General features: G+C 67.7%; 11 protein-coding genes. 3 read left to right on the top strand and 8 right to left on the bottom strand.

Going from position 1 to position 10,874, the window contains the following annotated elements; all coding sequences use genetic code 11:
- Nucleotides 1–124: 124 nt before the first annotated feature.
- The gene (locus ON45_RS06440; protein WP_051062611.1) at nucleotides 125–1,231 is read left to right on the top strand and encodes an HD domain-containing protein; all 1,107 of its coding nucleotides are present in this window, start codon (nucleotides 125–127) and stop codon (nucleotides 1,229–1,231) included.
- Nucleotides 1,232–1,267: 36 nt separating this feature from the next.
- Here ON45_RS06440 and ON45_RS06435 read toward each other — a convergent pair whose 3' ends face one another.
- The 4 genes from ON45_RS06435 to ON45_RS06420 all read right to left on the bottom strand — a co-directional run bounded on the left by ON45_RS06435 (nucleotide 1,268) and on the right by ON45_RS06420 (nucleotide 4,597).
- Nucleotides 1,268–1,636: a hypothetical protein gene (locus tag ON45_RS06435; RefSeq protein ID WP_040492814.1), complete on the bottom strand. Its 369-nt coding sequence runs from the start codon at nucleotides 1,634–1,636 to the stop codon at nucleotides 1,268–1,270.
- 25 nt (nucleotides 1,637–1,661) lie between these two features.
- A complete protein-coding gene (locus ON45_RS06430; protein WP_040492813.1) occupies nucleotides 1,662–2,474 on the bottom strand; it encodes a PIG-L family deacetylase in 813 nt (270 codons plus the stop codon).
- 18 nt (nucleotides 2,475–2,492) lie between these two features.
- Nucleotides 2,493–3,653, bottom strand: coding sequence for a CaiB/BaiF CoA transferase family protein (locus ON45_RS06425; protein WP_040492812.1), 1,161 nt, complete (start codon nucleotides 3,651–3,653; stop codon nucleotides 2,493–2,495).
- A gap of 62 nt (nucleotides 3,654–3,715) precedes the next feature.
- Nucleotides 3,716–4,597 (bottom strand): alpha/beta fold hydrolase, encoded by an 882-nt coding sequence (locus tag ON45_RS06420; protein ID WP_040492818.1) that lies wholly within the window; start codon nucleotides 4,595–4,597, stop codon nucleotides 3,716–3,718.
- Nucleotides 4,598–4,691: 94 nt separating this feature from the next.
- Here ON45_RS06420 and ON45_RS06415 point away from each other — a divergent pair, with 94 nt between their 5' ends.
- The gene (locus ON45_RS06415) at nucleotides 4,692–5,708 is read left to right on the top strand and encodes a galactokinase (protein WP_051062610.1); all 1,017 of its coding nucleotides are present in this window, start codon (nucleotides 4,692–4,694) and stop codon (nucleotides 5,706–5,708) included.
- On the opposite strand, the gene ON45_RS06410 is transcribed toward ON45_RS06415, so the two are convergent.
- Complete coding sequence (locus ON45_RS06410; RefSeq protein WP_040492811.1) at nucleotides 5,665–6,405, bottom strand: helical backbone metal receptor; 741 nt, start codon at nucleotides 6,403–6,405, stop codon at nucleotides 5,665–5,667. The two genes, ON45_RS06415 and ON45_RS06410, sit on opposite strands and share 44 nt — an antisense overlap.
- The gene (locus ON45_RS22575) at nucleotides 6,398–7,012 is read right to left on the bottom strand and encodes a PH domain-containing protein (RefSeq protein WP_158412243.1); all 615 of its coding nucleotides are present in this window, start codon (nucleotides 7,010–7,012) and stop codon (nucleotides 6,398–6,400) included. The genes ON45_RS06410 and ON45_RS22575 overlap by 8 nt, the downstream gene beginning before the upstream one ends.
- A gap of 45 nt (nucleotides 7,013–7,057) precedes the next feature.
- Between ON45_RS22575 and ON45_RS06400 the strand changes: the two genes are divergently transcribed.
- Complete coding sequence (locus ON45_RS06400) at nucleotides 7,058–9,067, top strand: ATP-dependent helicase (protein ID WP_158412241.1); 2,010 nt, start codon at nucleotides 7,058–7,060, stop codon at nucleotides 9,065–9,067.
- A gap of 24 nt (nucleotides 9,068–9,091) precedes the next feature.
- Here the strand turns inward: ON45_RS06400 and ON45_RS06395 are convergent, their stop codons facing one another.
- Entirely contained in the window at nucleotides 9,092–10,312 is a 1,221-nt protein-coding gene (locus tag ON45_RS06395; protein ID WP_040492809.1) for a thiolase family protein, read from the bottom strand.
- 51 nt (nucleotides 10,313–10,363) lie between these two features.
- On the bottom strand, nucleotides 10,364–10,783 hold the full coding sequence (locus ON45_RS06390; protein ID WP_040492815.1) for a Zn-ribbon domain-containing OB-fold protein: 420 nt from the start codon (nucleotides 10,781–10,783) through the stop codon (nucleotides 10,364–10,366).
- Nucleotides 10,784–10,874 lie beyond the last annotated feature (91 nt).

The following is a 10,874-nucleotide window of genomic DNA, read 5'->3' as shown; positions in this document are numbered from 1 at the left end:
CGCGCACGGAGCGCGGGAACAGTTCACGAGAACGACTGATGGGGCCGGGCCCTAGCCTGGGGGTGTGGACGATCTTCCCTTCGTGGACACCTCCGAGGAGCGCGCCGACCGCTGGGCGTCGTCGATGGCCGGGCACGCCGACGACGACATCGTGCTCGCCCATGCGGACTCGTTCGCGACGGTCGGCAACGCTCAGATCCTCACTCGCGAAGCGCGTGAGGAACGCGACAACACACTGCTCGCCTCGAACGCGACTCAGGCGACGGGAGCCGGCAACCGCGCGGCCGAGGAGGAGCCGGATCCCTACCGGACCTGTTTCGAGCGTGACCGGGACCGCATCCTCCACGACTCGGCCTTCCGTCGCCTCGCCGGGAAGACCCAGGTGTTCGTGTTTCCCGGTGACCACCAGCGCAACCGGATGACACACGCGCTCGAGGTCGCGCAGGTCGCACGGTCCATCGCGCAGGCGCTCAGTCTCAACGTGCCGCTCGTCGAAGCGATGGCGATCGGTCACGACTGCGGACACGGCCCCGGTGGACACGCCAGCGAGGATGCGCTGTCACCGTTCCTGGAGGAGGGTTTCGATCACGCGCCCTGGGGCGCGAACGTGACCCTGCGACCACTCAACCTCTGCAGCGAGACGCTCGACGGCATCCGCAACCACTCCTGGAGCCTTCCGGCCCCGCAGACGCCGGAAGGTGAGGTCGTGTCCTGGGCGGATCGGATCGCGTACGTCTGCCACGACTTCGAGGACGCCGTCGCCTCCGGGATCGTCACGGCCGACATGTTGCCCGCCGAGGTCGCCGGGCACTGCGGCACCGACCGTTCGGGCCAGCTCGGCACGTTCGTCCGGGCGATGATCGCGGCGACGCTGCAGACCGGCCGGATCGGCATGTTGCCCGACACCGCTGCGGCCTTGGCCGCGTTCCGGAAGTTCAACTACGAGAACATCTACCTCCGTCCGGCATCGCGCGAGCAGGCCGACGCGGTCATCTCCCTGCTCCGGGCGCTCACCGAGCACTACGCCGATCGTCCGCACTCGATCCCCGATGCGACCGCCCGCGGCGTCCTCCCGGCCGACCTGCCGCTGGAGCTGGTGGAGGCTGGATCGACCGAAGCCGTCCGCGCCGCGGTCGCCTACGTTGCGGGAATGACCGACCGTTTCGCCTGCGAGCGCGGCCTCATCGAGCTGGACTGGGACCCCCGCCAGCTCCCCACCGCCGTCCGCTGACGAAGTGTCCGTCGGTGGACGGCACCGACGGGCCGCTCAGGGAAGGAGTGCCGCTCGGAGGCCGAGGCCCATGATGAACAGGCCGCCGCAGCCGTAGAGCAGGTACAGCTTGTCGGCGATGAACGGGCTGTTGCGGTAGCTGTACAGGATGGCCACCGCGAAGATCGTGCTGAACCCGTAGAGGGCGTGGAACGCGTCGAGTTCGATCCCCTCCCGATTCACGATCAACGCCCCGATCGCAGCGACGACCACGGTCGAGATCTCGGCGATTCCGGTCGCCACCCACAGCACGCGAGACCGCAGTGACGTCAGGTAGTGCGCGGCCAGGGCCCAGAGTCCCACGAAGGCGTTGGACCCGATCAGGAACCAACCAGCTGCAACGTGAGCGTCGTGCAAGTCGTTCATGAGGTGGTCGGGACGCGGGTGGCGGTCAGTCGAAGATCCAGCCGGTCCGGTACGGCGGCGTGCGGTCGTGCTCGATGAACCACTCGGACCCGAAGGCGCTCGCGAACACCTCGTCCGGCATCTCCAGGAAGAACGACGAATCGGTGATCTGGCTGCGGTGACACCGCATCGCGGCCCGCTTGGCCGGAGCCTGCGCGGAGGCATCGACGCACAGCGTCATGACCGACTCCGGCTCACCGAACGGGTTGCCGTCATCGGCCGGACCCTGCGGGTCGAACTCCTCCTGGCCCTCCCCCGGTCCCGCCTCGATTCCTGCCTCGCGTGCCGCGTTGATCATCGCTGCCATCGCATCGCGATTCGCCGTGGCCTCCATCGTCCGCATCGGATGGTCGACCAGTTCCGCCGCCCGCAGCCCGACTCGGTTCACCTGGACATGATCGGGATGTCCATAGGTTCCGTGCCAGTCATAGATCGTGAACACGTCGGCCCGCTCCTCACGCAACACGGCAGCCACCCGCTCGCCCGCCTCGTCGAGGTCGGCTCGGTGGAACGATGCCGCATCGGCGTTGCCGTCCCAGCCGGTCATCCCCGAGTCCTTGTAGCCGAGCCAGACCACGCGCTCGACCCCGAGCACTGCGGCAGAAGCATCGGTTTCGGAGCGTCGACGATCCGCGAGCGTCTCGCCGTCGCGTAGATCGTCGGGAACCTCACCGAACTCGCCGTTGGTCGCGACGATCAACACGACACGATGACCGTCAGCGGCAGCCCGCGCCATCGTTCCCCCGGTCGACATGCATTCGTCGTCGGGATGAGCGTGCAGACAGACGAGCGTTCCCATTCCGGTCAGTGTGGCGGCTCAGTCAGCGTGTCGCACCGCTCCCGACTCGATCAGTTCGTCGATCCGCGCCTCGTCGAAACCCCACGCTGCGAGCACGTCGCGGGTGTGCTCCCCCGGCCATGCCGGTGCCGACTCGACCGACGTCGCCGTCCGACTGAAGCGAGGTGCCGGCGCGGGTTGGGTCACTCCCCCGACGTCGATGAACGTCTCCCGCTCGACGTTGTGCGGATGTGCGGCAGCCTCCGACATCGTCAACACGGGAGCGAAGCACACGTCGGTGTGCTCCATGATCGAGCACCACTCCTCGCGGGTCTTCCCGGCGAACACCTCGGTCAGCCGTTCCTTCAACGGCCCCCACTCGCCCTGGTCCATCTGCTTCGCGAACTGCTCATCGTCGGAGAGCCCCGTGAGCCGGAGCAGCTCGGCGTAGAACTGCGGCTCGATCGACCCGATCGAGATGTACTCACCGTCGCTGCACCGGTAGACGTCGTAGAAGTGCGCCCCGGTGTCGAGCAGATTGGTACCCCGAGCGTTCTCGTCGAATGCTCCCATCTCCTTGAACGCCCAGAACATCGACATGAGCACCGCCGAGCCGTCGACCATCGCGGTGTCGACCACTTGGCCCTCGCCGCTCTTGCCGGCCTCCAGCAGCGCGGCCACCACGCCGAGCGCGAGGAACATTCCACCGCCGCCGAAGTCGCCGACCATGTTCAAGGGCGGCGTCGGACCCTCGCCCTTGCGGCCGAAGTGCGCGAGTGCACCAGCGAGGGAGATGTAGTTGATGTCGTGTCCGGCCGCCTGGCTGTACGGACCGGTCTGACCCCAGCCGGTCATCCGCCCGAACACGAGCTTCGGGTTGCGGGCGAGGCACACGTCGGGACCGATCCCCAAGCGCTCCATCACTCCGGGACGGAAACCTTCGATCAGCGCGTCCGCGCCTTCCACGAGACCGAGCAGCGTCTCGACGCCGTCGGGGTTCTTCAGGTCGATGGCGATGTTGCGCCGACCGCGCAGGAGGATGTCACCGTGCGGCTCTTCCGGAGCGGGTCCGCGCACCGCTCCGGCGCGCTCCACCCGGATCACTTCCGCACCGAGGTCGGCGAGCAACATCGCCGCGAACGGTCCGGGACCGATCCCCGCGATCTCGATGATGCGATGTCCTGCAAGTGGTCCGGGCATTGTTTCTCTCCTGGTTCGTGTTCTTCGTTCGGGTGTGGTGGTGGGGACGCGTCGGTTGCGGGTCAGGCCGTTTCGGCCACGCGAATGTGTCCGCCGATCGACTCGGCGAAGACCGGCCAGAGCGGCACCGGCAGATCGTGGCCCATGTCCGAGATCAGCAGATAACGCGCACCGGTGACGAGTTCAGCGGTCGTCTCTCCACCGGTCGGCGTGATCAGCGTGTCGTCACGACCGTGGATGACGAGCGTGGGAACATCGAGCTCCCGGAGACCCGCCGAACGGTCGCCACTCGCGTAGATCGCCGCGAGCTGACGAGTCGCTCCCTGCGGGTAGAACGCGCGGTCGAAGTCGGCGGCGGCACGGGCCCTCAACGCGTCGTGGTCGACGTAGCGCTTCGACGCCCACACCTCGCCGCGGGTCGACGCTTCGATGTACGCGGCACGGTCCGTCGGCGGCGGCGTGAGGAGCGCCTCACGAGCCTCCGGCGTGGGCGCTCCGCAGCGGGGGTCACCGGGGCTCGACATCACCGACGTCAGGCTGGCGATCCGAGTGGGATGCTCGATCGCCATCGTCTGCACGATCATGCCGCCCATCGAGACGCCGGCGATGTGTGCCCGGTCGATTCCGAGGTGGTCGAGTAGTCCGATCCCGTCGGCGGCCATGTCCGACAACGTGTACGGAACCTCGGGAAGCTCGCCCGCCAGAGTCGCAGCGAGCACCTTGCCCGGTTGGACGGCGCCCTTCAACTTCGACGACAGCCCGACATCGCGGTTGTCGTAGCGGACCACGTGCAGCCCTTGCGCCACGAACTGCGCGCAGAGTCCGGCATCCCACCCGTTGAGTTGCGACGTGTAGCCACACACGAGCAACAGCGTCGGATCGGCGGGTTCTCCGAAGGTCTCGTACTCGATCTCGATCCCGGAGGCCAGTGCAGCGCGAGGCATCGGCCGATCATGGCAGACCGCGCTCCGCTCGGCCCACCCGGTCCGTCCGATCCGGAGCGCCAGACCGGATCGGTGGTGCAACTACGTTGCTCACGTGACGAACCCGACCGTGCTCAGCGTTCACGCGCCGGGACGGGTCAACCTGATCGGCGAACACACCGACTACACGGGCGGGCTCGCCTTCCCCATGGCGATCGACCGGGGAACCACGCTGACTGCGACCCGTCACGGCTCCGACCTGGTGCTGACGTCGGACGATGCGCCCGGCCGAGTCGAGGTCACGCTCCCCTTCGAGGGTGACCCGTCGTCGCTCGAACCCCAATGGGCGTCGTTCATCGCCGCGGTCGCCGCCGAGCTCGGATCGACCGAGGGCCTGGAGGGGCACCTCCGGTCGGACATCCCAGCGGGGGCCGGATTGTCGTCGAGCGCTGCATTGATGTGCGTAATCGGTCTCGCCCTCGGGTTCGAGGGTTCCCCGCTCGAACTCGCACAACACGCACGCCGCGCCGAGCACGCTGCAACCGGCGTCCCGACCGGGATCATGGACCAGTACTGCATCGCGGCCGCCGTCGCGGGCCACGCGACACTCATCGACTGCGCCGAGCTGTCGATCGAGCAGGTTCCTGTTCCCGACGAGATCGACATCGCCGTCCGGTTCATCGCTCACCGGACTCTGCGGGGGTCGTCGTACAGCGATCGGGTCGACGAGTGCGCTCGGGCGACGAGCGAGGTCGGCCCGCTCCGCGCGGCAACGCTCGACCTCGTGAACGCGATCACCGATCCCATCGCTCGGAAACGGGCGCGCCACGTCGTGAGCGAGAACCAACGGGTTCGCGACTTCGCCGATGCCCTCCGCCGTGCCGACTACCCGGCGCTCGGCCGCCTCCTGCGCGCCGGCCACGCCAGCCTCCGCGACGACTTCGACACGTCGACCCCGCAGATGGACGCTGCGGTCGACGAGTTGAACGCGACCGACGGAGTCTTCGGCGCACGGATGACCGGTGGCGGATTCGGCGGCTGCGTGGTGGCGATCTGCGAGCCGGGCGCACTCCAGGACGCGTGGATCGTCACTCCGTCGGCGGGAGCGCGAGTGCTGCCGCCAGGCGATTGACCGCGTGTGGGGTCCGGATCCCCCACCAGAACAGGTCTTGACCATCGATCTCGACGACATGCGCTCCGGCAATTTCATCGGCGAGCTCCGCGAGGTGAGGTGCTCCGAAGTCGTACGGCTCACTGGGCACGATCACCAGGTCCGGGTGCTCGGCTGCAACATCGGCGAGGTCCACGGTCGGGTATGCGCCGTCACCGGCGGTCGCGATCAGGTCGATCCCGAGATGAGCGAGCAGCGAGCCACCGTACGTTGCCGACGAGATCGTCATCCACGGACGCCGCCAGATCGGAACGAATGCGGTGCGCCGAGCGACATCAGCGGCGACTTCGGGCATCGCGTCGACCGTCGACGGACTCGGGACGCCGCTCGCCGTGGCGAGCCGGCCGACGACCTCGAGGGCCGTCGTCAGGTCGACGACATCGGAGACGAACACGTCGAGTCCGGCGGAGACCATCTCGTCGTGATCCTCGATGCGGTTCTCCTCCGAATCGAGCACGACCAGGTCCGGCGCCAGATCGAGAATCGCCGGGATGTCCGGGTTCTTCGTCCCGCCGACGTGGGTCAGGTCCGGCTGTTCACAGAACCGTGAGCACGCGACGACGTCGGCTCCCAATGCGAGCAACGTCTCGGTCGACGACGGAACGAGGCTGACGACACGGTGCCGCGTTCGAGGGGTTCCTGCGCTGGGATCATTCATCGAGCAGCCGCTCCTTCTGTCGCTGGAACTCGTCGAAGGTGAGTGTTCCACGTTCGAGCATCGCCTCGAATCGTTCCAGCTGCGCGGCCACGTCCGGATTCTCCGCGGCAGGCGTCGCTCGCCGCCGATCGAATTCCTCCACCCGCTCGTGGATCGCCGCTTGAACTGCACGCGGCCGAGCGATGTCGGTGAAGCGATGGTCCCCGGAACGCTCGCCCGCTCCGATCACCAGGTCACCGGCACCCACCATCCGTTCGAAGATCGACTGCCGATACTGCACGGTGTCCACCCGGTCGAGCGTGATCTCGATACCCGACGTCGCGACCACCCCGGTGCGGAAAATGATGCGCTCGGTCGTCACGACGAACATCGTGCGCGCCCACCTCAGGTATCGCGCGATCAGCCACAGGGTGGACAACGCGATCAGGGCCAGTGCGGCCCACGTCGACGCGGTGCGCGTCGTCCCGTCATCGAACGAGAGGGTTGCGATGCCGAACGCAACCGAGCCGACGAGCACCGCCGCGACCTTCGCGTAGTACCACCAGTGGGGTCGGAGATCGACGGCGATCTCCTCACCAGGGTGCAGGCGCCGACGCGGGTAGGCCATGTTCGCAAGGTACTTCCACCGACCCGTTCCTTCTACGATGACCGCGTGGACGCCGATGCGCTGATTGCTGATCTGGATCCCGATCAGCGTCGAGCGGTGACCGCCGAGAGCCACCTCGTCGCGGTGGTCGCCGGCGCTGGTTCGGGCAAGACGCGGGTGCTCACACGGCGAATCGCCCATCGCATCGCCCTCGGTGACGCCGACGCTCGACACACGTTGGCGCTCACGTTCACGCGGGAGGCGGCGGGGGAACTTCGGCGCCGGCTGCGACGCCTCGGCCTGCGCGATCACGTCGAGGCGGGCACGTTCCACTCGGTGATGTTGCGGGTTCTCCGCCAACGCTGGACCGACACGAACCGACGCCCGAAGACGATCGCGAGCGACCGTCGGCGCGTGCTCCGCGACGCGCAGAAGGAGTTCGGCTTTCCCGGCGGACGGCTGGCTCTCGATGCTGCGAACAACGAGATCTCGTGGGCGATGGCCCGCGGCATCTCGGTCGACAGCTACGCCTCGGCGGCGCGTCGAGCGGGGCGCAAGCCGGCCGGCGGCGTCGACGAGATGGCGGATGCCTTCTCCGCCTACTCCGACATCAAGCGCAAACGCGGCATCATCGACTTCGACGACGTGCTGCTGGACGTGCTCGCCGATGCCCGACGCGACTCCGACTTCGCAGACGGCCTGCGATGGCGGTTCCGTCATCTCCTCGTCGACGAGGCCCAGGACCTCAACCCACTCCAGCACCGCCTCGTCGATCTCCTCCGAACCGGGCGCGACGACCTGTTCCTCGTCGGTGATCCGGCGCAAGCGGTGTACGGCTTCAATGGTGCCGATCCGTCGTTGCTCGTCGACGTCGAAACACGGTTCCCCGGCGTCGAGGTCGTCCGGCTGCCGGTCAACCACCGCTGCACACCGCAGATCGTGGCCGTCGGTGCCCACGTGCTGACCGCCGGAGGTCAGACGGCCGACATCCGCTCCGCACGCGACGACGGTCCACCCGTGACCCGGTCGTCCGTCGCCGACGAGGAAGCCGAAGCCGACCTCGTCGCCCGTCGCATCGCGCGCGGCGACCCCAACCTGATCCGCAGCGGGGGCGTCGCGGTCCTCGCTCGGACCAACGCCCAGCTCGGCGCCTTCGAGACGGCGCTGAGCGATCGTGGTGTCGCCGTTCGACGATCCTCCACCGCCGGCGGCTCACCGCTGGAGGCGGCGATCCGCGACGCGTCGTCGAACACGTCACCATCGGGATTGCGGGCGTGGGCGCACGACAGCTTGGACGACCTCGACGCGCTCGAATCGGCGCAGGCCCGACTCGACGACCTGAACGATCGACGCAGCAGTCCGGGTGAGCCGTCGGTGCGAGCGTCGAGCCCGCATCAGTCCCAGATTCGCGAGGCAACGGCGGCCCTGCATCGTGTCGAAGCCGAGCGACGGGTCGCGACCACGTTGCTCGAGTTCCTGCGCGACCAGCCGCGTGGTGACGGCGCCGAGTTCCGGTCGTGGATCGCCACGACCAATCCGTTCGACGACGGCACGACCGACGGGGTCGACCTGCTCACCTTTCACGCCGCGAAGGGTCGGGAGTGGCACACCGTGTACGTCACGGGGATCGAGACGAATCTCATGCCCCACAAGTCGGCGACGACGACCGCAGCGCGCGAAGAGGAAGCTCGGTTGCTCTACGTCGCCGTGACCCGAGCGACCGACGCACTGGTCCTCACGAACGCGGAGCGCAGGGCCGGGTACGGCCGCAAGCCCAGTCCGTTCCTGTCCGATCTGGAGCTCGATCCGCCGGCGGCCGTTCCACCTCCCGCGTCGCTCCGACGGGCGCGCACGGTGGATCCGACGCTCCAACGGTTGACGGAATGGCGAGCAGCCTCAGCGCTCCGTGCCCGGATCGTTCCGACCCAGCTGCTCTCCGACCGGGATCTCTCGGCGATCGCTCACGCCCGACCGACGAACGCGGAAGAACTCGACGAGGCCACGTCGATCGGGCCACTCACCGCCGAACGGCTGGCACCCGAGATCCTGCCCCTCCTCCGATCCAGCGTCACGTAGCGGGCTGACCCGTCACGTCACACCTCAGGCGGCGGCGCCGAGGGCTGACTTCTCGAGGACGTGGACGCCACATGCCGATCCGAGGCCGATGACGTGGGCGAGGCCGACCTTGGCATCGTCGATCTGGCGGTCACCTGCCTCACCGCGCAGGTGGTGGCAGACCTCCCAGATGTTGGCGATGCCGGTCGCCGAGATCGGGTGACCCTTCGACTGCAGGCCGCCCGAGACGTTGACCGGGGTCGTTCCCGTCCGCCACGGCGCTCCGGAGTTGAAGAAGTCGGCAGCGCCGCCCTCCTCACACAACATCAGGTTGTCGTAGTGGACCAGTTCCGCCGTCGCGAAGCAATCGTGCAGTTCGACGAGATCGAGATCGGACGGGCCGACGCCGGACGTCTCGTACGCCTGCTGGGCAGCATTGCGGGTGAGCGTGTTCACGTTCGGGAGGATCTGGCAGGCCTCCTCGTACGGATCGGACGTGAGGACCGACGCCGACACCTTCACGGCTCGGCGCTGCTGCTCAAGAGAGAGCGTTCGCAGCTTCGCCCCACTCACCACGACCGCCGCCGCAGCACCGTCACAGTTCGCGGAGCACATCGGTCGCGTGTTGGGGTAGGCGATCATCATGTCGCCCATGATCTGTTCGAGCGACATCGCCTTGGTGTAGGCGGCAAGCGGGTTGAGCGTCGAGTGCGAATGGTTCTTCTCGGAGATCCGTGCGAACAGCTCGGCATCGACACCGTCGTACTTGTGTCCGTACTCCATCCCGATCTGCGCGAAGAGCGCCGGCATCGTCGCGCTGCCGATCCGGCCATCGACACCTGTCACCGCTCCGAGGCGCCCGGACGGTTCCCACTCGTGGGTGTCGGACTTCTTCGCGTCGCTCGAGCCGAGCAGACCTGCCCCGGCGAGCTTCTCGACACCCACCGCGAGGCCCATGTCGCACTCGCCGGCCTTGATCGCCATGATCGCCGTTCGCAGCGCCGTGGCGCCGGTTGCGCATGCGTTGGACACGTTGTAGACGGGGATGCCGGTCTGGCCGACCTGCTTCTGGAGCTGCTGGCCGATCCCTCCGGAACCCATCAGGTTCCCGGCCGCGAGAATGCCCATGTCCCCCATCGTCACGCCACCGTCGGCGAGGGCGGCCATCATCGCCTCCGCTCCGAGGTCGACGACGTCCTTGTCGAAGTGCTTGCCGAACTTCGTCATGTTGATACCGAGGATGAAGACCTCGTCGGATGCGCTCATGGTGTGCTCCTGGAATCGATTCGTTGATGTGGGTGGCGGATGGTGGGCGGGTCAGTCGGCCGGCTCGAAGCCGTAGCCGATGGCTTCGACTCCGTTGTCGTCGGTGCCGAGCGAGTAGGTGGCGAGGCGGACGGACATCCCGGTCGAGATGTTGGCCGGATCCGGGTCGACGTTGATGATGTTGCCCTTGACGCTCGTGCCGTCGCAGTCGACCACGGCGGCGACGAACGGCACCGGAATGCCCGGCGCCGCGAACGCCACGATCGTGAACGCCTGCACCGTTCCGGTGGTCGCGATCGGAACGGTCGTGAAGTCGGTCGAAAAGCACGCTGCGCACGCATTGCGGCGGTCGAAGAACCGGGCCCCGCATGCGGTGCACTCGTGGGCGACCAGATGCGGGTCCCCGCCGTCGAGCACGAGGTAGTCGACGTGGGGAACGGTCGTGGTGGTGTTCTCGGCGGTGCTGCTCATGTCGAACACGAGATTAGACAACCCCCACCCACGTCCCATGATCGAGCGTCCCGCCCGGTTCTCGTGATCTGTTCCGGCGCTCCGTGCGCGA

Origin of the sequence: Ilumatobacter nonamiensis YM16-303, from assembly GCF_000350145.1 — a bacterium.
GTDB classification, from domain to species: Bacteria; Actinomycetota; Acidimicrobiia; order Acidimicrobiales; family Ilumatobacteraceae; genus Ilumatobacter_A; species Ilumatobacter_A nonamiensis.
Note: the sequence above shows the minus strand (reverse complement) of the source record. Positions and strands in the feature narration are given on the sequence as shown.

Coding starts and splice junctions, on each gene's coding strand:
- ON45_RS06440 (WP_051062611.1), top strand. CDS start 125: ATGGCCGGGCACGCCGACGACGACATCGTGCTCGCCCATGCGGACTCG.
- ON45_RS06435 (WP_040492814.1), bottom strand. CDS start 1,636: ATGAACGACTTGCACGACGCTCACGTTGCAGCTGGTTGGTTCCTGATC.
- ON45_RS06430 (WP_040492813.1), bottom strand. CDS start 2,474: ATGGGAACGCTCGTCTGTCTGCACGCTCATCCCGACGACGAATGCATG.
- ON45_RS06425 (WP_040492812.1), bottom strand. CDS start 3,653: ATGCCCGGACCACTTGCAGGACATCGCATCATCGAGATCGCGGGGATC.
- ON45_RS06420 (WP_040492818.1), bottom strand. CDS start 4,597: ATGCCTCGCGCTGCACTGGCCTCCGGGATCGAGATCGAGTACGAGACC.
- ON45_RS06410 (WP_040492811.1), bottom strand. CDS start 6,405: ATGAATGATCCCAGCGCAGGAACCCCTCGAACGCGGCACCGTGTCGTC.
- ON45_RS22575 (WP_158412243.1), bottom strand. CDS start 7,012: ATGGCCTACCCGCGTCGGCGCCTGCACCCTGGTGAGGAGATCGCCGTC.
- ON45_RS06395 (WP_040492809.1), bottom strand. CDS start 10,312: ATGAGCGCATCCGACGAGGTCTTCATCCTCGGTATCAACATGACGAAG.
- ON45_RS06390 (WP_040492815.1), bottom strand. CDS start 10,783: ATGAGCAGCACCGCCGAGAACACCACCACGACCGTTCCCCACGTCGAC.